Origin of the sequence: Methylobacter sp. sgz302048, assembly GCF_052162025.1 — a bacterium.
Lineage (GTDB): Bacteria > Pseudomonadota > Gammaproteobacteria > Methylococcales > Methylomonadaceae > Methylobacter.
This window is the reverse complement of record NZ_CP197401.1, coordinates 4,309,693-4,331,151: the sequence shown is the minus strand read 5'-3', so window position 1 is coordinate 4,331,151 and position 21,459 is coordinate 4,309,693. Positions and strand designations below refer to the sequence as shown.

Here is a 21,459-nt window from a genome sequence, read left to right as displayed (position 1 = left end):
CATGTCTCTGTCCGCCCATTTCATCGCCCGCCCGGTCGCGACCTCGCTGCTGACGATCGGCATCGCGCTGGCCGGTGCGCTGGCTTATTTCCAGTTGCCGGTGGCGGCGCTGCCGCAGGTGGATTTTCCGTCCATCTCGGTTCAGGCTTCCCTGCCCGGAGCCAGTCCCGAGACGATGGCCGCGAATGTGGCGACGCCGCTGGAGCGTGCGCTGGGCCATATCGCCGGCATCACGGAGATGACTTCGTCCAGCGGTCGCGGCTCCACCGGCATCAACATGCAATTCGACCTCGACCGCGATTTCGACGGCGCATCGCGCGACGTGCAGGCCGCGATCAATGCCGCCAGCAGCCTGCTGCCGGCCAACATGCCGTCGCGCCCCAGCTACCGCCGCAACAATCCCAGCGACACTCCGCTCATGATGCTGGCGCTGACTTCGGATGTCATGACGCGCTCGCAGTTGTTCGATGTGGCCTCGACCATCATCGCCCAGAAGGTCTCGCAGGTCGAGGGCATGGGCAATGTCTCCATCCGGGGCAGTTCGCTGCCGGCCGTGCGCGTGGAGCTGAACCCAGCCGCGCTGGCCAAGTACGGCGTCAGTTTCGCCGACGTGCGCGCGGCCATCACGGCCACGAACGTGAACCGGCCGAAGGGCGCCATCGAGGACGACAGCCGCCACTGGCAGATTTTCGTCAACGACCAGGCCAAAACCGCCAGCGATTATCTGCCGCTCATCATCGCCTATCGCAACGGCGCGCCCGTGGCTCTTTCCGACCTCGGCACCGTCGTCGATTCGGCGGAAAGCCTGGGCAGCACGGGCTACCTGAACGACAAGACCGCCGTGATGCTGGCCCTGTACAAGCAGGACAACGCCAACGTGATCGCGACGGTGGACAAGGTCAAGGCCTTGCTGCCGCAGTTGCAGGCGTCCATTCCCAGCACCGTCAAGCTGACCATCGCGATGGACCGCTCCACCTTCATCCGCGCGTCCCTGAAAGAGGTGCAGCTCAGCCTGATCATCGCCGTGGCGCTGGTCATCCTGGTCGTGTTCCTGTTCCTGCGCAATCTGCGCTCGGCGATGATTCCGGTTGTTACCGTGCCCGTATCGCTGATCGGCACCTTCGGCGTCATGTATTTATTCGATTTCAGCCTGGACATCCTGTCGCTGATGGCGCTGACCGTCGCGACCGGTTTCGTGGTCGATGACGCCATTGTCGTGCTGGAGAACACGACCCGGCATTTGGAGCAGGGCGCATCGCCCGGACAGGCCGCGCTGCTGGGTGCGAAAGAAGTCGGTTTTACCCTGCTGACCATGAGCCTGTCGCTGATCGCCGTGTTCATTCCGATCCTGCTGATGGGCGGCATCGTCGGCCGCCTGTTCCGCGAGTTCGGCCTGACCTTGTCGGCTGCGGTCGTCGTCTCGCTGCTGCTGTCCTTTACCACGACGCCGATGCTGTGTTCGCTGTGGCTGAAACGCGGCGCCAGCGACCGGCACGGCCGCTTCTATAATACTAGTGAACGCTGGTTCAACCATCTGGCAGCAGGTTACGACAAAACGCTGTCCTGGACGCTGAACCATGGCAAATTCGTGCTTCTGCTGCTGGCGATCATCGTAGGGCTGAACGGTTACCTGTATTCGATCGTACCCAAAGGCTTTTTTCCGGCCCAGGATACCGGCAGACTGTTGGGCGGTCTGATGGGCGATCAGACCATTTCATCGAGCGCCATGCAGGAGAAGCTGGCGGCATTCATCAACATCATCCGGCAGGACCCGGACGTCGAGGCGGTGCTGGGCAACACGGAAGGCGACCGCACCAACAACGGACGCTTGTATTTGATGCTCAAGCCGCTGGAAGAGCGTCATCTGCGCGCCGACCAGCTCATGAACAAATTCCGCCGTCAGTTCGCCGACGTGCCCGGCGCGAGCCTGTTCCTGTTTCCGGCGCAGGAACTGCGCATCGGCAGCCGGCCGTCGTCGGGCACGTTTGAATATGCGCTGGAAGCGGATCAGCTCTCGGATCTTCGCACTTGGACGCCGCAGATCGTCAGGGCCTTGCAGCAGTTGCCGGAGCTGACCGATGTCAATACCGACCAGCAGGACAAGGGCCAGCAGATCTCGCTGCAAATCGACCGGAGCGCCGCATCGCGGTTGGGCGTCACGCAGGCGCTGATCGATTCGACCCTGAACGATGCCTTCGGCCAGCGCCAGGTTTCAGTCATTTATGCGCCGTTGAACCAGTATCATGTGGTCATGGAGGTGGCGCCCGAATACGCGCAGAACGCCGAGGCCCTGAAAAGCATTTATGTCAGCGTGCCGCCCAGCGTCCAGTATCCGGACGGGGCCCAGGTGCCGCTGTCGGCGTTCGCCAGCTACGAGTACACCAACACGGCGTTGTCGGTCAATCACCAGGGTCTGTTCCCGACCGCGACCGTTTCGTTCAATCTGGCCTCGGGCGTACCGCTGTCCGCGGCCCGCCAAGCCATCAATGAAGCCTTGAACACTCTGGGCGTGCCGGCCTCGATTCACGGCAGCTTCCAGGGCTCGGCCAAGGAGTTCGAAAAATCGCTGGCAAACCAGCCCTGGTTGATTTTGTCGGCGCTGATCGCAATCTACATCGTGCTGGGCATGCTGTACGAAAGCTACATCCATCCGCTGACCATCCTGTCGACGCTGCCGTCGGCAGGCGTCGGCGCGATTGTCGCCCTGATGGCGTTCAAAACGGAGTTCAGCATCATCGCCCTGATCGGCGTGATTCTGCTGATCGGCATCGTCAAGAAGAACGCGATCATGATGGTCGATTTCGCCATCGACGCCGAACGCAACGGCGGATTGAGCAGCGAGGACGCGATTCGCAAGGCCTGCCGCATGCGCTTTCGGCCCATTCTGATGACCACCTTCGGGGCCTTGCTGGCCGCCGTGCCGCTGGCTTTCGGCACGGGTTACGGGTCGGAGCTGCTCCGGCCTTTGGGCATCGCCATCATCGGCGGGCTGCTGTTCAGTCAGGTCCTGACCTTGTACACTACCCCCGTCATTTACCTTTATCTGGACCGCTTTGAAGCCAAAGTCCGCCGCGTTTTTCGCCGCAAGGCCAAGCATTCGGTATCCGCGCCTGTGGATACCTTGGGAGACTATCAATCATGAGGAACAGGCTGGAATTACAGCTGTTGACTGTTACCGTTTTCTTATCGCTCGCAGCCTGTGCGGTCGGGCCTGACTATAAACGGCCTGCCATGCCGGTGCCGGCCGAGTTCAAGGAAATGCAGGGCTGGAAGCTGGCGCAGCCGCGCGACCATGAGCTTGCCGGCAACTGGTGGGAGATCTTCGACGATCCGTATCTGAATGCCCTGGAACAGCAAGTCGACATTTCCAACCAGTCCATCGCCCAAGCCGAAGCCCAATATCGACAGGCGCAAGCGCTGGTCCAGGGCTCCAGGTCCGCCTATTTCCCGATCGTGACAGGCAGCGTATCAGCCAGCCGCTTTCGCGCGGCCAGCGGCCAGAGCGTGGCCGTGTCCGGGGTCAGGACGCTGTTCAACGGTGTGTTCAGCGTCGCCTGGGAGCCCGATATCTGGGGCAAGGTGCGCCGGCAGGTGGAATCCGATCAAGCCAGCGCCCAGGCCAGCGCCGCCAGTTTGCAGGCCGTGCGGCTGCTGACTCAGGCTACGCTCGCGCAGAACTATTTTCAGCTGCGCGCATTCGATGCGCAGATCAAGCTGCTGAATGACACCGTCGAGGCCTTTGCCAAAACGTTGAAGATTACTCAGAACCGCTATGCCGTCGGCGTCGCCGGCAAGTCGGATGTGGTGCAGGCCGAAACCCAGCTGGAATCGGCCCGAGCGCAGGCCATCGACTTCGGCGTGCAGCGGGTGCAGCTGGAGCATGCGATTGCAATGTTGATGGGCAAAACCCCGGCGGAGCTGACTATCCCGGTGGCGGCTTTCAATGCCAAAATCCCGCCCATCCCGGTCAGCCTGCCATCGCAGCTGCTGGAGCGTCGGCCCGATATCGCCGAGGCCGAGCGGCTGGCCGCGGCCGCCAATGCCCAGATCGGCGTGGCCAAGGCGGCTTATTACCCCAGCCTCAACCTGTCCGGCACCAACGGCTACCAAGCCAGCACGTTTTCGAACCTGCTCACCAACGCGGCCCGCTATTGGGCGCTGGGTCCTGCGGCGCTGGCCTTGCCGCTGTTCGACGGCGGCGCCCGCGGCGCGAGTCTGAGCGAGACCATCCACAGCTATGACGCGAGCGTGGCCGCCTATCGCCAGACCGTGCTGGTCGGCTTTCAGGAAGTCGAGGACCATCTGGCCGCGTTGCGCATCCTGGAACAGGAAATCCAGGTGCAGAACAAAGCCGTCGCGGCCGCGCGCAAGGCCGTCGAGCTGACGACCAACCAGTACCGGGCCGGCACGCTCAGCTACCTGAACGTCAATACCGCCCAGGCCGACGCCCTCAACAACGAAATCACGGCCGTCGATCTTCTGAGCCAGCGCCTGGTTGTCGCCGTGCTGCTGGTCAAGGCCTTGGGTGGCGGCTGGAGTACCGCGCAATTGCCGACTTCGGATGAAGCCGGCGGCGAGACGGAATGGTCGCAGTTCTTGCCGGTGCCGGTGAAGTGATCGGTGCTGGAAACGGGATAAGTCCGTAGGGTACGCATCGCGTACCTTTTGAGGTCTGGTTCATCGGAAAACTTTGTAAATGGTACGCGATGCGTACCCTACAAGGCTTTTTGGTGCTCAAGTGTCGAATTAAATAGCTGATTAAGTGAATCTGCCCCCTTTTGATTTAACCTGTAATCTGAAAAGTCAGCGAGCTACTTTCCTATTCTATCTTTTGATGCATCTGGGGAGGAACTTAAGTGCCCATATCCACTCAGAAACTACTCCAGGGGGGTATTCTACGTTGTGTAACGCATGTACGGAGGAACTGAAAGATGAAAAAGATCTATATGAAAGTCTTTTTGATAGTCGTTTTGTTCTTGCCACTCCTTGATACTCTGGCGACAGAGCAGCCCAATCAGAATAGCTTCAATACGACCTTAAGCGGGTTTCAAGAGGTTCCTGCCATTTCCACTACCGGAACAGGCGAGTTTCGTGCGCAACTCGATGAAGCCGGAACGGCGCTGACATATGAGCTCGAGTATTCGGGGCTTGAAGGCACAGCTACAGTTGCCCACGTTCATTTCGGCCAGAGGGGTGTGAATGGTGGAATAAGCTTCTTCCTGTGCGGTGGAGGTAATAAACCGCCGTGCCCTGCTCAGGGTACAGTGACCGGCACCGTGACCGCTGCTGATGTCGTCGGACCAGCAGAGCAAGGTATCAGTCCCGGCGACGGTGCCGAGATTATTGCCGCCATGAGGAATGGCGTCACCTATGCTAATGTCCACACAGATGAACACCCTAATGGTGAAATCCGTGGTCAAATCAGTGGCCCAAGCACAAGCAGCGAATGAGGCATGGTATCTTTATGTTAAGTGAACTGCACATGTGATGCAGGCTGAGGCGTTTTTCGGTCTAGCCGAAAAATGGTCTGACGCAACTAAATAACCCATTGCATAAGGCCGACAGCCAGTCGCTTTGCGGTTGCCTTGCCCCGTCCAAAACGTTTAGCGGTAGAGCTATAATACGCTGAACGTAGTGAAGCGCATCAATCGCGAACGATGCGCCTCGTGCCTCGGCACATCCTACTCCTACGGAACTGCCGGCTCTTAGAACAGCCAGTGTTTGCGCCGGAACCGGCTTGCCAGGCTCCGGCGCGGCAAGGGTTTTTAACGCGTCCTGGTTGTCAGGATCAAATGTGCGACTCGCGCGGGCTCATCCATCTGCACGTAGTGGCGGGCAGTCGGCAGCAGGAACAGGTCTGATGCGGGAAAGATGTTATGGAAGTCTTTCGCGAGTCCGGCATTCAGGTAGGGATCGCTCGCCCCGAAGATGATACGCACAGGGCCATCGAATAGAAGAAGCTCAGGGATTCTTTTCGTGTTGGCCTGTATCGAATTTCCCAGGTCACGGTTGAGCGCGACAAACGCTGGAATGGCGCTCGGTTTTTGGGCGAACTGCGCATAGAGCTGGGGTAGAAATTCTTCACGAGGCCCATCGTCGCGAAAAAAAGAGCCTACCTGCCAGAAATATAATCCTCGAAACAGTTGCGGATCACTGGCTATCGCCTGGCTCAGGCGCTTGAAACTCCAGGGGTTGGTTGGCGGCACGACGGATGCCGTCCGCAATTCGAGCAGATCGGCGAATATCGCGATCGCTTCAGGTGCCGAGAGGGAAGGCGTCAGGTGGTAGAAAGTATTGAGCAGAACCAGCCCGCCGGTCTCCTGGCTGTGGTCGAGCGCCCAGTTGATTGCGGCCGGCCCAGAGGCATCGTGGCTCACCAGGAGCGGTTGTTGCAACCCAAGCTGCTGAATAACGGCATCGAGCTGCGCTTTTTGATCGTCGAACGTATAACTGTAACCTTCCGGTTTGTCCGACTGCCCCCAGCCAAGAAAGTCAAACAGGACGACATGTCTGCCGCACAGATAGGGCACTGTGCGATCGTAGAGATGAAGGTTGTCGGGGAAACCGTGCATCAGCACAACCGGCGGCTCAGTGCCAGCGTACTCGCGGACATACAAGCCGTTTGCTCCATGCTGAATCCGATGTTCAGTGAAATCCTGGTAACAGGTATTAGGTGGGTCCTGCCTCGGTGCTCCAGCCGGCACAGTTTCGGCATGAGCGATGGATTTTATGGCTAGCAAACACAGAAAAACCAGGATCGTAGCAAGGCCCCGAATGCGCATGAGCGTATCTCCTGTTGAGGTAACTTTGGACTTTATCGTGCCATATATCTTCCATATTCAATCCTTTAATAGCCATAAAACGGTGATTAAAAATCAATTTATTAATGGTATTTCATACGGGCCGGCACGTTTTGCCGCTCCGAGAATCATGACCATGCGGACTAATGCCCTAACGCCTGAAAGCTCTACAATGAGCACCAAAAAAGGCTGGTATGAGCAAAAAAAGGGGCAGGCAGAGCATTAGTCTGCTCCACAGATACTGCAATTGATTAGCCTGACCGGATTCATGTCGTCGTGCTCCTTCTGCTTTTTCATAATCTTTTCCTCTAACTGTTCTGCTTCCGCTTGGAGGTGGGAATGGATTATTTTTTCCAGTGACGCTTTGGCTTTATTTATGGCTTCATTTTCGTCCGCGCCCTCGTCACACGCTTCGGTCTGAAAACGGGCCGGGTTCCAAGTCCGGTTTTTTTCTGCAATGAATTGGTTGGTGATTTTCTCGTGTTCTTCTTCATGGTTCAGCGCAGCCTTGGTCCAGGCGATATTTTCCTGTAAGCAGGCCGGCGAAACTTGAGCTTCCGGATCCCATCGAAGAATGTCCTTCGTGGTTGATGAGTAGAAGCTGGCCTTGAGGTCGACGGGTTTGACACAAACCCTATAACCGCTGCCGGCTGGCTCGGGTTTGGCGGTTTGATATTTCCACTCCGATTTATAGTTGACATAAAAGGTCGCATAGCCGGCCCAACCGGCCCATTCAGCATGGTATACCCCTTGGGAGTCAGCAGGCCCATTCTGCAGAATATGCGCATAGAACCCCACGCAGGGCCCGCTGAATGTGTTTTTGGGATGATTGACGGTTCCAGCTTGTGCCTGTCCTGGACAAGCGGCGACGGCCGAAAGACATAGGGCCGAAAAAATACTGGCGTGACGGATTCCCATATTGCCTGTAATCATATATGTTTACCTCATCCTGAATAGCAAAGGCATATGTCCGGATAACAACTGAAGACGGACACTCAACGTTAAACCCGCTGAGTTATTTGATGGCGATCAGGCAGGCAAAGTTAAGCCAGCGGAAATAAGTGTCGATGCGCTTAAAGCCGGCCCGCTCCAGTAAAAGGTAATTTTCTTCAAGCCGGTAAGGAATCAGCACATTTTCCAGCGCTTCACGCTTGCGCTGGTTTTCCTCGTTGGTATAGCCGCTTTGCGACTTTTTAAATTCCAGATAATGATCAATATAAAGACGATTCAAGGCGGCATCGCCGCTTAAAATCTTTTCCGACAAAAACAGCACGCCGCCCGGTTTAAGCGCGGTATAGATATTTTTAAGCAGGTGCTCCCGGCCAATCGGTCTCACGAACTGCAAAGTCCAGTTGAGAATCACCACATCACAAGCGGGCAATGCCGGCAAATCGCTTAAATCGGCAGCCTGCAGAGATACGCTTTGTTCTGCAACGGCAGTCGACAATTTGGCGCGCGCCTTATCCAGCATGGGCTCGGAATTGTCAAAGCCGACAAATCGGGCTGTTTTGGGGCATTTGGGGTGATTGATGATGTGCTCGATGGTCGTTCCCGTTGAACAGCCTAGATCACAAACTACGCCGTCGTCCTGCGTCGATAAAAATTCCACGATCAGATCTGACTGCAGGCGCTGAATTTCGCTGTAAAAAGGCACGCTCCTGGAGACCATGTTGTCAAACACGGTCGCAACGCGTTCATCAAAGGTAAAATCTTCCACACGATTGATTTGTTGAAAGATCCGGTCTTCCTGTGTCATTGATTTGCTCTTTGTCATGATATGTTGTTAATTGATCTGCTTATCTCATTGATCTGAGACGTTCGGTTTTCTTCAGAAAACGCACAATGGCATATGCCGAAACGATCAGTATGGCCGCTGTCATGATGGGCATTCTGTTTTGAGCCAGACTGTCGGCAAGCTTAAGTTTCCAGCTGACTAATCCCAGCGAAATCATCAGCGACGTAAACAGGGTGCCGTATTCTTTAACGGCAACCGCAGGCCAGTCAAATTCATAATGGCTGATTGTTTCGCGCAAGCCTTTAAACCGGGGCAGCCAGCGCGGCACGTCGGTGCAAAAGTCGAGATAGGCCTGGCCGAACTTTTCCGTTAAAAACCGTTCTTCACTGAAGACGATAAGCCGGTAAATCGCCATAAAGCCTAACGAGCCGAGAATGATGCCCGCCGTGTTGCCGGAGATGAACATAAAACCGATGACAATCAAAATATTGCCCACATAAAGCGGGTTTCTACAATGCGCAAAGACGCCATCCGTCACGAGATTTTCAGCATAAATCCGCCTGTTCCTGCCGCCGCGGACAATATAGGCCAGACCGATAGTCAATATCCGCAAAGCCTGGCCAGCCGTTACCAGCAACAGGCCAAACGCCAGAAAATAATCGCCGGGCGCCGTGCCAATCGCCACAGGCGGAAAAAAGAACAGCAGCGTGGCGATAAGAACAGGAAACAGCACATTTCGGGTGTGAAAGAGGGCGTTTCCCCATTGATTGAATAAGTCCTTCATTGTTTATTATCCGCAGTGATATCGGTGATTATATTGATTAAGAAACAGATATTCAGGAATGCCGGTGCTCCATCCGGAGCCTGCGGGATTATAAACTTTATCCATGAAAAATGTATTAACTTGAATCCAAATGACAGTATTTTAAAAAACGGAAAAAATCTGATCAGGTTTTTGAACTGATGAAAGTCATCAACTAAGTCTTAGTCATTCCATGCTTTTATGTCCGGCGCCAATTTTTTCCGGGCAAAAAAAAAGGCGGGTTGAAAAACCCGCCCGAGAGCATCCATGAAATGAGAGTCAATATACGCAGTCCTTTAGAAGAAACCATTTGTAGCTGTTCTGCTGTTGGAAACTATCTTAGTGAAATCTTTATGTTGAATAAAACGATATTATTAGATGATCCTATCTTATATTCTGATAAATAAGATTGAGTTTGCAGGGCATGGCAATGGACTCAGCCAAATGCCATGTTCGGCAATGCACTCGCTTTGCGGTTTTTTATGGTATTTCTTTGTAAATTGCCTAACAGCAATCAATGCCGGACATAGCTAAAAATGGATAATCTACGCTGCGCTACGAAGCGTTTGGATTACAGCCGCTTCGAGAGCATGATCTGACAATATCGAACAACAAACAAGAGAGGGCACACTATGCACTGGTTAGACGATGTCCATAACGCGGTGGCTTGGGCGAACAGCCTTAAAACTCACTTGTCCAAATTCTGGCATCTGAGTTATCTGGTGTTGCTGGCGGTCATGGTTACTTTGATGGGCGGATTAATGCTGTTTCTGGTCGATCCGAATGTCAAATCGCTTCAGGACGGAGTCTGGTCGGCTTAGGTGACGCTGACCCATGTCGGGTTCGGCGATGTGGTCCCGGTTTCCTTTTTAGGCCGCCTGTTGATGGCCGGTTTGATTTTTTTGGGCGTGGTGTTTTTTTCGCTGTTTATGGCTCTGTTTCGATAGCTTTGATCGGCAGAAACATGGATGCCTTGGACCAGAAGACAGTAGTCAGTCACGATGAAAAAGACCGGATTCTTGACGAATTGGCGCGGCTGCATCAACGGATGGACGCGCTGGAGAAATTGTTGTCTTCGGGGGACGAGGGAAAATAGATAGGTTAAGGATTTTTTGCCGAAGACAAAGCCTAAAGTATTGCTTCATGAAATTATTCAGCTAAACCATACCATCATGATGTCTTTTTTAAAGTTCAATACGAATGCCCAGTTCGATGACCAGCTCGACGGGAATTTTAAAGAATTCTATCGCGCTGGATGCGTTATGGAATAAAAAGCTGAACAGAGGCCGGCGCCATCGGGGCATCGGGCTTTTACGCCGGAAAGAAACCCGCTCGCGGCCGATGAAAAACGAAACCTTTTCGGGATCAATATCTAAACCTTGCTGCCTGCATAATTCCAGAGCACGGCGCACATCAGGGGTTTGCTGAAAACCGAAATAAAGCTTTATGCGATGGTAATTCTGATTCTGCCCAAAAGTCCGGATCTTGACGCGATGCGCTTCGTCCACATAAGGCTCTTCCTTGGTCACGACCGTCAGCACCATGACTTGCCCGTGCAGGACATGATTGTGCTCAAGGTTGTGCACCATTACCTGCGGCACGCCATGCAGATTTTTGGCTAAATAGATGGCCGAGCCTGGCGCCGTCACCAGGGACTGATCCAGTACTTTTTCTTCCAGTTCTTCGAACAATACCCGTTTTTCATCCAGATAGGCCGCCAACAGTTCGCGGCCTTTGATCCAGGTGGTGATCATCAGAAACAGTGCGGCACCAACGACTAGCGGCAACCAGCCACCGGTCGGAATTTTCAGGCTGTTAGACGAGAGGAACAAAAAATCGATGGTGAGGAAAACCGACAAAAAAGCAATGCTGGTGCTTCTTTTCCATTGCCACAATTCCGAAATCACGATGAATGCCAGGATCGTTGTCGTAATCATGGTGCCCGTAACGGCAATACCGTAGGCCGAAGCCAGAGCCGACGAGGACTGAAAGCTCAGCACCAGCACAAATACTGAAACCATCAGCAGCCAGTTGACGACAGAGATATAGACCTGCCCCATCTCCTCGCCAGAAGTGTGCTGAATCTGCATACGCGGACAGTAACCCAATTGAATGGCCTGCCGTGTTATCGAAAAGGCGCCGGAAATGACCGCTTGCGAGGCGATGACGGTGGCCAGTGTGGCGAGCAGCAACAGTGGATACAACGCCCAATTCGGTGCAAGCAAATAAAATGGATTTTCTATGGCCTCGGGATGCCCAAGCAACAGTGCGCCCTGGCCAAAATAATTGAGCAGCAGGGCCGGAAATACAAAGCTGAACCAGGCATAGCGTATCGGTTTCAGGCCGAAGTGCCCCATATCGGCATACAGTGCTTCAGCGCCAGTAATGGCTAATACCACTGATCCCATGACTAAAAAGCCTTTCCAGCCCAATTCACCCAGCAGATTGACTGCATAATAGGGATTAACAGCCATTAATACCTCCGGCTGTTGGAAAATATTGATTATTCCCATGACCCCCAGCACAACAAACCAGATACACATGACCGGTGCGAACAGTTTGCCGACTTCACCGGTGCCTCTGGCCTGTATAACGAACAATCCACCCAGCACGGCAACGGTAATCGGCACCACATACTGCGCTAGCGGCGGAGCAACAACGCTCAGGCCTTCGACCGCGCTGAGCACGGAAATGGCCGGCGTAATCATGCCGTCACCATAAAACAGAACCGCTCCAATCAAACCGATGGCGACAATGAAGCGCATTTTGCCCGGCTTATCCCGGGAACCGTGCAAGGCCAACGCCATCAGCGCCATGATGCCGCCTTCGCCCTTGTTGTCGGCGCGCATGATGAAAATCGCATATTTGGTCGTGACCACCAGCGACAACGACCAGAAAATCAGCGAGAGAGCGCCAAGGACATGACTAGTATCTGTAGTTAATCCGGCATGAAAAACTTCCTTAACAGCATATAAGGGGCTCGTGCCAATATCGCCGAACACGACGCCTATTGCCCCCAAAGTCAATCCGGTTAATTGTTGGTTTTTGTTATCAGCTGCCATTACAAATACGTTTGAGAAATCAGGACAAGACCAATCCGACGCTTTCCAATTTGGATTGATGTCATAGTTTGCGGATAGGGTTGGAGCAAACCCAAGTCGAAAAGGCATGAGGGCGGGACTATACGCAACTTCGTATAAAAATATTGTAAAAATTTGCCCTTCCAACAGAACAGTTTTTCACTTAAGTGATCGATACTATGCGCTCTCTTAAACTGTAACCGGCCCTGACTTTCCAGAGTTCAAATTCAAGATAGCAACGGTAGTTGAGCACCTACTCAGAAGTCAATAAGAGCCAATTGAATTTAAACAAACCTTGGAAATTCTTCAGGAGATAGTTTTATGGCATTTAACAGACTCTTCTTGATCTTCTTTGGCATTCTGGCCTATACAAATCCGGCAGCCGAACTGCTGGCGGGCGGTACACCATCAAGCAACTATAAGCTTCCCAGCGACAAAGAGATGCTTGAGTCGTGCAGGCAGGCAGCTCTCAAAGCTGTTCCCGGAAAGGTCTCATCATTCCAGATTCACAATACTCCCGAAGGGTTTCATTATCGGTTCGAGATTGAAGCTCAAGACCAGATTATCTGGGACGTGGTGTGCGATGTGGCTAGTCAGAAAATTATCCGGACTCAACGACAACGGGAGTTGAGATAGCGATTACCTTGTTTGCGTCACTTTCAGTTCAATAGTGTATTTCTGCTGATTTTTATAGGCTCTTTATATCCTTGTCGAATTTCTTTACGACTTTTTTACTGGTAGTTCCTGTACATTGCCTAACAGACGATCAAGGTCGGGCGCAGCGTGGTAACGGACGCCTTAATCATATAAACCAAGAGGTGTTACAGATGGACATAGGCTATTTGATATTGACGGCAGTTTTCTTTGCGGGGACTGGACTTCTGATTGTTGGCTGCGAGTCGTTAAGGAGGCAATCATGAGCTGGATTTATTGGTTGAGCGGCGGTTTGGCGCTCGCCGTGTTTGTTTATTTGATCGTGGCTTTGTTTTATCCGGAGAAATTCTGATGACGACACAAAGTCTTCTGCAAGTTGTCATCTATATTGCCGTACTGCTGGCCCTGGTTAAGCCGCTAGGCGCTTATATGGCGCGTATTTATCAGGATCGGCCGGCAGGACTGAATCGCTGGCTGGCCGGGCTTGAAAGCCGGCTTTACCGGCTTTGTGGCATCGATGCCCAGCAGGATATGCGTTGGACGCAGTACGCCATTGCCTTGCTGGTGTTTAACCTGCTCGGTTTGCTGGCGGTTTATGCCTTGCAACGTTGGCAGGACGTGTTGCCTTTAAACCCTCAAGCCTTGCCGGCGGTCAGTCCTGATTCGGCATTCAATACTGCCGTCAGTTTCACTTCCAACACCAACTGGCAAGGCTATGGCGGCGAAACCACGATGAGCTATCTGACGCAGATGCTGGGCATGACGGTGCAAAACTTTTTATCGGTGGCCAGCGGCATGGCGGTGCTGGTAGCGTTGATTCGCGGCTTTAGCCGCCGCAATAGTGAGAGCATCGGCAATTTCTGGGTCGATATGACCCGCAGCGTCCTGTATATCCTGCTACCGTTGTCTCTGCTATTGGCCGTGGCGCTGGCTGGTCAGGGCGTGGTGCAGACGCTTAAACCATACCAGGCGGTTTTCTTGACGGAAGCGATGAGTTATCAAGCATCCAAGCTGGATGCAGACGGCAAAGCCGTGATCGATGCGGCTGGCAAGCCAGTTACCGAAACCGACAAGAGTCAACAGCAAACCCTGGCTCTAGGCCCTGCGGCTTCGCAAATTGCCATCAAGGAGTTGGGCACCAACGGCGGCGGCTTCTTCAACGTCAATTCCGCCCATCCTTTCGAAAATCCGACGCCGCTGTCCAACTTTTTAGAAATGCTGGCGATCCTGCTGATACCGGCGGCGTTGTGCTACACGTTTGGTGTTATGGTGGGCGATACCCGTCAGGGCTGGGCGATCCTCACGGCTATGACCCTGGTGTTCATAGCAATGATCTTTGTCACCGTGCCGGCCGAGCAAACCGGCAACCCGGCACTGACTTCATTAGGGGTCGATCAAACCGCGTCAAGTCAACAAGCCGGCGGCAATATGGAAGGCAAGGAAACCCGCTTCGGCATCGTCAACTCGGCCTTGTGGGCGGTGGCGACTACGGCGGCTTCGAACGGCTCGGTCAACTCCATGCACGATTCCTATACCCCGATTGGCGGCATGGTGCCGATGTGGCTGATGCAGCTCGGCGAGGTGATTTTCGGTGGTGTCGGCTCCGGCCTGTACGGCATGATCGTGTTCGCCATCGTCGCAGTGTTCATCGCTGGCCTGATGATAGGCCGTACGCCGGAATACCTGGGCAAGAAAATCGAGGCGTTCGAGATGAAAATGGCTGCAGTGATTATCCTGATTCCACCTTTAATGGTGCTGGGCGGCACAGCAATTTCAGTGATGCTGGATGCCGGTAAAGCTTCGATCTTCAACCTCGGTGCGCATGGCTTCAGCGAGGTGCTGTATGCCTTTTCGTCGGCCGGCAATAACAACGGCAGCGCCTTTGCCGGCTTGTCGACCAACGTGCCGTTCTACAATCTTATGTTGGGGCTGGCGATGCTGTTTGCTCGCTATTGGCTAATAATTCCGGTGCTGGCGATTGCAGGTTCCCTGGCTGCCAAAAAGACTGTGCCGGTAGGGCCGGGCACTTTGCCGACCCATACGCCGCTATTTGCCTTGTTATTAATTGTCACCGTATTAATGGTGGGCGCGCTGACTTTCGTACCGGCGTTGGCGTTAGGGCCTATTGTTGAACAGTTACAAATGATCGGCCACTCATAATTTCGAGGCAGATAATATTATGACCAAGAAATCCGTCTCTACTTCCTTAATGGAACCGCAAATCCTGCGGCAAGCGCTGATTGATGCTTTTGCCAAACTCACCCCGCAGCAGCAATGGAAAAACCCAGTGATGTTCGTGGTCTACCTCGGTAGTCTGTTGACCACGGTACTGTGGCTGCAAGCGCTGAGCGGCGAAAGCCAGGAGCCGGCCGGTTTTATCCTGGCCATCACGCTGTGGCTGTGGTTCACCGTACTGTTCGCCAACTTCGCCGAAGCGGTGGCGGAAGGCCGCAGCAAGGCGCAGGCGGCGTTTCTGCGTAGCGCCAAGCGCGACATCGCCGCCAAAAAGCTCGATGAGCCACGCTACGGCAGTAACTATTCCAAAGTCGCCGGCTCGACGCTGCGCAAGGGCGATGTGGTGCTGATCGAAGCCGGCGACTTCGTGCCCGGCGATGGCGATGTGATCGAAGGCGTGGCCTCGGTCGATGAAAGCGCCATTACCGGCGAAAGCGCGCCGGTGATCCGCGAATCCGGCGGCGATTTCAGTTCGGTGACCGGCGGCACTCGGGTGCTGTCCGACTGGCTGGTCGTGCGCATTTCGGTCAATCCCGGCGAGACCTTTCTGGATCGGATGATTTCAATGGTGGAAGGCGCCAAACGCCAGAAAACGCCCAACGAAATTGCGCTGACCATTCTGCTGGTGGCCTTGACCTTGGTGTTTCTGATGGCGACCGTGACGCTGCTGCCATTCTCGCTGTACAGCGTCGAAACGGCCGGCACCGGCCAGCCGATCAGTATTACCGTGCTGGTGGCGCTGCTGGTATGCCTGATTCCCACCACGATCGGCGGTCTGCTGTCGGCTATCGGTGTGGCCGGCATCGGTCGCATGATGCAGAAAAACGTCGTCGCCACGTCCGGCCGGGCCGTGGAGGCGGCCGGCGACGTCGATGTGCTGCTGCTGGACAAAACCGGCACCATCACGTTGGGTAACCGGCAGGCATCGGCGTTCATACCGGTCAACGGCGTCAGCGAAAGACAGGTCGCCGACGCCGCACAACTGGCATCGCTGGCTGATGAAACACCGGAAGGCCGCAGTATCGTCGTGCTGGCCAAACAGAAATTCGGTATCCGCGAGCGCGATGTGCATTCCCTGGGCGCCACCTTCGTGCATTTCAGCGCCCAGACCCGGATGAGCGGCGTCAATCTGGAAGGACGGCAGATCCGCAAGGGTGCCGAGGACGCGATTCGCGGCTATGTCATCGAACAGGACGGCCAATTTCCGGAAGAAATTCAGAGAATGGTGGTCGATGTCGCCCGCCGCGGCAGCACACCGCTGTTAGTGGCGGAAGGGCCGCTGGTATTGGGCGTGATCGAACTGAAAGACATCATCAAAGGCGGCATCAAGGAGCGCTTTATCGAACTGCGGCAGATGGGCATCAAAACCGTCATGATTACCGGCGACAACCGCCTGACCGCCGCCGCGATTGCCGCTGAGGCCGGCGTCGATGATTTTCTGGCCGAAGCCACGCCGGAAGCCAAGCTGAGTCTTATCCGCCAGCATCAGGCCGACGGCCGCCTGGTGGCCATGACCGGTGACGGCACCAATGATGCGCCGGCACTGGCGCAGGCTGATGTGGCGGTAGCGATGAACAGCGGCACCCAGGCCGCCAAGGAAGCCGGCAACATGGTGGATCTGGATTCCAACCCCACCAAGCTGATCGAGATCGTCGAGACCGGCAAGCAGATGCTGATGACGCGCGGTGCGCTGACCACCTTCAGCATTGCCAACGATGTCGCCAAGTATTTCGCCATCATTCCGGCCGCTTTCGCCACGACCTATCCGGCCTTGAACGTGCTGAACGTCATGGGGCTGGCCACGCCGGACAGCGCGATTCTGTCGGCGGTGATTTTTAACGCCCTGATCATCATCGCCCTGATTCCTTTGGCCTTGAAGGGCATCCGTTACCGGCCGGTCGGCGCTGAGAAGCTGTTGCAGAACAATTTGCTGGTTTACGGGGTTGGCGGACTGATCGTGCCGTTTATCGGCATCAAGGCGATCGATTGGCTGCTGGTTTCGCTGAAGCTGGTGTAAAGAAGATTGAATATGATGAATTACTTAAAACCTGCCGTAATGTTGCTGTTGTTGCTGACCTTGGTCACCGGTGTGATTTATCCCGCTCTGGTTATGGAACTGGCTCAGTTGTTCTTTACCGAGCAGGCTAATGGCAGTCTGATCAAGGATGAACAAGGGCAGCCTATAGGCTCGGCCTTGATCGGCCAATCGTTCAGCGATCCCAAGTATTTCTGGGGACGGCCATCGGCGACTGCACCGTATGCCTATAATGCGTCCGCGTCGTCCGGTTCCAATCTGGGGCCGACCAATCCGGCGCTGGCCGATGCGGTTGCCGCCAGAATTCAAGCCTTGAGAAATGTTGATCCTGGTAATAAAGCGCCAGTGCCGGTGGATCTGGTGACGGCGTCCGGTAGCGGGCTCGATCCGCATATCAGCTTGGCTGCTGCGGACTATCAGATCAAACGCATCGCCAAGGTTCGAAAAATGGACGAAGCCAGACTGCGCGAGCTGGTCAATGCCCATCTGGAACGCCGGCAGTGGTCCGTGTTCGGCGAGCCCAGAGTGAACGTATTAAAGCTGAATCTGGCATTGGATCAAGCCGGCCTCTAGCTGATGAAGGGCACTCACGATACGCGAGATCATCACTATGAATAGTGGACGTCCAGACCCCGACCAACTCCTGGCCCGCGTCGAGCGCGAAAAGGCCCGGGCCCAGCGCGGACGCCTGAAGGTCTTTTTTGGCGCGGCGGCCGGGGTCGGCAAAACCTACGCGATGTTATTGGCGGCCCGGGAGCGGCGCGCCGAAAATCTCGATGTGGTGGTCGGCCTGGTCGAAACCCACGGCCGCCTAGAAACCCAGGCTTTGCTGGAAGGACTGGAAGTGCTGCCTGCCCGGCAAATTAGTTATAAAGGCACTACGCTTCGTGAGTTCGACATCGATGCCGCGCTGAAGCGAAGGCCGGCCATCATTCTGGTCGACGAACTGGCACACACCAACGCCCCTGGTTCCCGGCATCCCAAATGCTGGCAAGATGTGCGCGAACTGCTGGAAGCCGGCATCGACGTCTATACCACATTAAATGTCCAGCATGTGGAAAGCCTCAACGATGAAGTCGGCCAAATTTCCGGGATACGGGTCTGGGAAACCGTGCCGGACACCGTGTTTGAAAGTGCCGACGAAGTCGAACTGGTGGATTTGCCGCCTGATGAGCTGTTGATTCGTCTCAGGGAAGGCAAGGTTTACCTGCCGCAACAGGCCCAGCAGGCTATCCAGAATTTTTTCCGCAAAGGCAACCTGATTGCCTTGCGGGAGCTGGCCCTGCGGCAAACCGCCAGCCGCGTCGATGCACAGATGCTGGATTACCGCGAGGACCATGCCATTCGCGATATCTGGCAGGTCAGTGACCGCATTCTGGTCTGCATTGGTCCCAATGCCCTGGCCGAGCGCTTGGTGCGGGCTGGCAAGCGGCTAGCGGCCAGTTTGCGCGCCGAATGGATCGTCGCTTATGTGGAAACGCCCCAGCTGCAACGGTTGCCGGCCGAAAAGCGCGATGCGGTGCTGCGCGTATTGCGCTCAGCGGAACAACTTGGCGCCGAGACGGTGACCCTCAGTGCGCCCGACATGAGCGAAGCGATCATCGATTTCTCCCGGGAGCGGAATGTCACCAAGATTGTGATGGGCAAACCGACCCGCAGGAACTGGAGGCGTTGGCTGTTGGGATCGGTGGTCGACAGGGTTATCAGCGAGGCCCATAACATCAATGTCTATCTGTTGGGGAGCCCTCGTGGCGAGGAAAAAGAGCGGGAAGTGTCACAATTCAACCGGGCGCCGCTGCCTGGCCTCATAAACCGATGGGGGAAAAAACGCAAAGACCGTTATCGGGGTTATATTTGGGCAACAGGGGTCATCGCATGTTGCACGTTGCTGGCCAAGTTCATGTTCGGCCGGTTTGAACTGGCCAATCTGGTGATGGTTTACCTCCTGGGCGTCATCTTTGTGGCAACCCACTTCGGAAGAGGGCCTTCGATCATGGCCTCTGTTCTTGGAGTTGCGGCGCTGGACTTTTTCTTCGTCACGCCCTATTTCACCTTTTCGGTGTCCGATGCCCAATATCTCATTACCCTAGGGGCAATGCTGGCGGTGGCGATGGTGACCAGCAATCTCATGGCGAATGTTCGCTCCCAGGCGAAAGTCGCCGCGCATCGCGAACGGCGGGCGTCGGTGCTGTACGCGATGAGCAAGGAATTGGCCACCAGCCAGACCGAAGAAGAAATCGTCCGCACGGCCGTGCGGCATCTGCATGCGGAATTCGGCAGCCGCAATGTCATCCTGTTTCCGGATCATAATGGCCGCATGATTTATCCCAAGCAAAAGGCCATTGCCGCATCATTGCGTGGCGTCGATTTGAGCGTCGCGCAATGGGTTTTCGAGCATAACGAAATGGCGGGGCAAGGTACCAATACTTTGCCGGGGGCTGAAGCTATTTATTTTCCTATCCATGACGGAGAGAAAGTCCTCGGGGTATTGGCTCTGCTGCCGGTCAACCTGCGGCGTGTGTTTCTGCCGGAACAACAGAAATTGCTGGAGACCTTTCTGCGCCAGATCGGCCAGGCAGTAGCACGCCTCCGATTCACTGAACAGGCCAGAACCACGCATTTGCAGATCGAGGCGGAACGTCTGCGCAATTCGTTGCTCAGCGCCATCTCCCACGATTTGCGCACGCCGCTGGCTACTATCATCGGCTCGGCCAGTACCTTGGTCGAGGGCGAACATCATTTGCAGCCACAGGACAAAGCCGAGCTGAGTCGTGCCATTATCGATGAAGCCGAACGCATGTCGAATCTGGTCAACAACATTCTGGACATGGCCCGGCTCGATGCTGGCGCGGTCGAGTTGAACAAACAGTGGCATCCTGTCGAAGAAATTATCGGTACGGTATTGACGCGTTTGCAAAAACATCTGTCAGGCAGGCCAGTCAAGGTCAAAATGCCGCCGGGCATGCCGATGATCTTTGCCGACGCAGTGCTGATTGAGCAGGTATTGATTAATCTGCTGGAAAATGCAGTACGCTATACGCCGGCGGGCAGCGATCTGGAGATCAGTGTCGAAACCAGACCTGATGCGGTGGAAATTGCCGTTGCCGACCGCGGGCCAGGTATCCCAAAAGGCCGGGAAGATCGCCTGTTCGAGAAGTTTTACCAAACCCGCCACGAAGCCGCGCAAAGCGGAGTCGGATTAGGATTGGCAATTTGCCGGGCTATTGTCGAAGCTCACGGCGGCTGCATTCGCGCTCAAAACAGGCCGGGCGGCGGTGCGGTGTTTACGTTTGTGTTGCCAATCGATCAGCCGCCGCCGGTCGCGGAGCCGGAAGAATAATGCAAACTTATAGTACAGCGAGTTATGGCTAAAACCGATCCCGTGATTATCGTTATCGAAGACGATCCGTCCATCCGTCGCTTTCTGCGCACAGGGTTGAACACGCAAAGTTTTTCGGTATTTGAAGCCGATACCGGCAAGCAGGGCATTGTCGAAGCCGGCATTCGCAAACCGGACTTGGTCATACTGGATCTGGGGCTGCCCGATATGGACGGCGTTGAGGTGATCAAGGCCATTCGCGCCTGGTCAACCCTGCCGATTATCATTCTCTCGGCGCGCAGCAACGAGCAGCATAAGATTGATGCGCTGGATGCCGGCGCTGACGACTATTTGACCAAGCCGTTCGGTTTCGGCGAGCTGCTGGCGCGGATACGGGTGGCTCTGCGGCATGCGTTCAGGTCACAGGAACAGTCGCAAGACGGCGTGTTTGCCAGCGCCAACCTGAAAGTGGATTTAAACAATCGGGTAGTCAGCGTCGACGGCCGGGAAATCCATCTGACCCCGATTCAATACCGACTGCTGGCGGTACTGGTCAAACATGCCGGCATGGTTCTGACGCATCAACAGATCCTCAAGGAAGTCTGGGGGCCGTCTTATCAGGAAAACGCCCATTATCTGCGCATCTATATGAGCCAGCTGCGCCAGAAACTGGAAGCCGATCCTACCCAGCCGAAATTTTTGTTGACCGAGTCGGGTGTGGGTTATCGGTTAAAAGTTTGAGGCTAGCGCCAAGAATCAAAAAAATGGAATTAGCCATTGCCGCTGGAAATGGCGGGTT

Annotated in this window: 18 protein-coding genes; 12 read left to right on the top strand and 6 right to left on the bottom strand. The window is 55.1% G+C overall.

Annotated features, from left to right (window positions below):
- The first annotated feature begins 1 nt into the window (after window position 1).
- The 3 genes from ACTNE6_RS19415 (at window position 2) to ACTNE6_RS19405 (ending at window position 5,450) form a co-directional block, all read left to right on the top strand.
- Entirely contained in the window at window positions 2-3,142 is a 3,141-nt protein-coding gene (locus ACTNE6_RS19415; protein ID WP_442497960.1) for an efflux RND transporter permease subunit, read from the top strand.
- The gene (locus tag ACTNE6_RS19410) at window positions 3,139-4,617 is read left to right on the top strand and encodes an efflux transporter outer membrane subunit (protein ID WP_442497959.1); all 1,479 of its coding nucleotides are present in this window, start codon (window positions 3,139-3,141) and stop codon (window positions 4,615-4,617) included. Before ACTNE6_RS19415 ends, ACTNE6_RS19410 begins: the two co-directional genes overlap by 4 nt.
- A 314-nt stretch (window positions 4,618-4,931) precedes the next feature.
- Window positions 4,932-5,450, top strand: a complete 519-nt coding sequence (locus ACTNE6_RS19405) for a CHRD domain-containing protein (protein ID WP_442497958.1) — start codon at window positions 4,932-4,934, stop codon at window positions 5,448-5,450.
- A 315-nt stretch (window positions 5,451-5,765) separates the two neighbouring features.
- Here the strand turns inward: ACTNE6_RS19405 and ACTNE6_RS19400 are convergent, their stop codons facing one another.
- A complete protein-coding gene (locus ACTNE6_RS19400; RefSeq protein ID WP_442497957.1) occupies window positions 5,766-6,782 on the bottom strand; it encodes an alpha/beta fold hydrolase in 1,017 nt (338 codons plus the stop codon).
- Here ACTNE6_RS19400 and ACTNE6_RS19395 point away from each other — a divergent pair.
- Window positions 6,775-7,026: a hypothetical protein gene (locus ACTNE6_RS19395; protein ID WP_442497956.1), complete on the top strand. Its 252-nt coding sequence runs from the start codon at window positions 6,775-6,777 to the stop codon at window positions 7,024-7,026. The genes ACTNE6_RS19400 and ACTNE6_RS19395 overlap by 8 nt on opposite strands.
- Here ACTNE6_RS19395 and ACTNE6_RS19390 read toward each other — a convergent pair.
- The 3 genes from ACTNE6_RS19390 to ACTNE6_RS19380 all read right to left on the bottom strand — a co-directional run bounded on the left by ACTNE6_RS19390 (window position 7,023) and on the right by ACTNE6_RS19380 (window position 9,319).
- Window positions 7,023-7,733: a hypothetical protein gene (locus ACTNE6_RS19390; protein ID WP_442497955.1), complete on the bottom strand. Its 711-nt coding sequence runs from the start codon at window positions 7,731-7,733 to the stop codon at window positions 7,023-7,025. The two genes, ACTNE6_RS19395 and ACTNE6_RS19390, sit on opposite strands and share 4 nt — an antisense overlap.
- Window positions 7,734-7,815: 82 nt before the next feature.
- On the bottom strand, window positions 7,816-8,556 hold the full coding sequence (gene cmoA / locus ACTNE6_RS19385) for a carboxy-S-adenosyl-L-methionine synthase CmoA (protein ID WP_442497954.1): 741 nt from the start codon (window positions 8,554-8,556) through the stop codon (window positions 7,816-7,818).
- A 40-nt stretch (window positions 8,557-8,596) separates the two neighbouring features.
- Window positions 8,597-9,319 carry a methyltransferase family protein gene (locus ACTNE6_RS19380; RefSeq protein ID WP_442497953.1) on the bottom strand — a complete coding sequence of 241 codons (723 nt, stop codon included), beginning with the start codon at window positions 9,317-9,319 and terminating at the stop codon, window positions 8,597-8,599.
- A 650-nt stretch (window positions 9,320-9,969) separates the two neighbouring features.
- On the opposite strand from ACTNE6_RS19380, the gene ACTNE6_RS19375 reads away from it, so the two are divergent.
- A complete protein-coding gene (locus tag ACTNE6_RS19375) occupies window positions 9,970-10,158 on the top strand; it encodes a hypothetical protein (protein ID WP_442497952.1) in 189 nt (62 codons plus the stop codon).
- Here ACTNE6_RS19375 and ACTNE6_RS19370 read toward each other — a convergent pair.
- A complete protein-coding gene (locus tag ACTNE6_RS19370; protein WP_442497951.1) occupies window positions 10,155-10,379 on the bottom strand; it encodes a hypothetical protein in 225 nt (74 codons plus the stop codon). The two genes, ACTNE6_RS19375 and ACTNE6_RS19370, sit on opposite strands and share 4 nt — an antisense overlap.
- 142 nt (window positions 10,380-10,521) lie before the next feature.
- Window positions 10,522-12,399, bottom strand: coding sequence for a potassium transporter Kup (locus ACTNE6_RS19365; RefSeq protein ID WP_442497950.1), 1,878 nt, complete (start codon window positions 12,397-12,399; stop codon window positions 10,522-10,524).
- Between the two features lie 339 nt (window positions 12,400-12,738).
- Here ACTNE6_RS19365 and ACTNE6_RS19360 point away from each other — a divergent pair, with 339 nt between their 5' ends.
- From ACTNE6_RS19360 to ACTNE6_RS19330, 7 genes are all read left to right on the top strand, one after another.
- On the top strand, window positions 12,739-13,053 hold the full coding sequence (locus ACTNE6_RS19360; protein WP_442497949.1) for a PepSY domain-containing protein: 315 nt from the start codon (window positions 12,739-12,741) through the stop codon (window positions 13,051-13,053).
- A gap of 280 nt (window positions 13,054-13,333) precedes the next feature.
- Window positions 13,334-13,423, top strand: a complete 90-nt coding sequence (kdpF, locus tag ACTNE6_RS19355) for a K(+)-transporting ATPase subunit F (protein ID WP_442497948.1) — start codon at window positions 13,334-13,336, stop codon at window positions 13,421-13,423.
- On the top strand, window positions 13,423-15,231 hold the full coding sequence (gene kdpA / locus ACTNE6_RS19350) for a potassium-transporting ATPase subunit KdpA (protein WP_442497947.1): 1,809 nt from the start codon (window positions 13,423-13,425) through the stop codon (window positions 15,229-15,231). Before kdpF ends, kdpA begins: the two co-directional genes overlap by 1 nt.
- 19 nt (window positions 15,232-15,250) lie before the next feature.
- Window positions 15,251-17,323, top strand: coding sequence for a potassium-transporting ATPase subunit KdpB (kdpB, locus tag ACTNE6_RS19345; RefSeq protein WP_442497946.1), 2,073 nt, complete (start codon window positions 15,251-15,253; stop codon window positions 17,321-17,323).
- 12 nt (window positions 17,324-17,335) lie between these two features.
- Window positions 17,336-17,914, top strand: coding sequence for a potassium-transporting ATPase subunit KdpC (gene kdpC, locus ACTNE6_RS19340; protein ID WP_442497945.1), 579 nt, complete (start codon window positions 17,336-17,338; stop codon window positions 17,912-17,914).
- Between the two features lie 37 nt (window positions 17,915-17,951).
- Window positions 17,952-20,681 carry an ATP-binding protein gene (locus ACTNE6_RS19335; protein ID WP_442497944.1) on the top strand — a complete coding sequence of 910 codons (2,730 nt, stop codon included), beginning with the start codon at window positions 17,952-17,954 and terminating at the stop codon, window positions 20,679-20,681.
- Window positions 20,682-20,705: 24 nt separating this feature from the next.
- Complete coding sequence (locus ACTNE6_RS19330; RefSeq protein WP_442497943.1) at window positions 20,706-21,401, top strand: response regulator; 696 nt, start codon at window positions 20,706-20,708, stop codon at window positions 21,399-21,401.
- Window positions 21,402-21,459 lie beyond the last annotated feature (58 nt).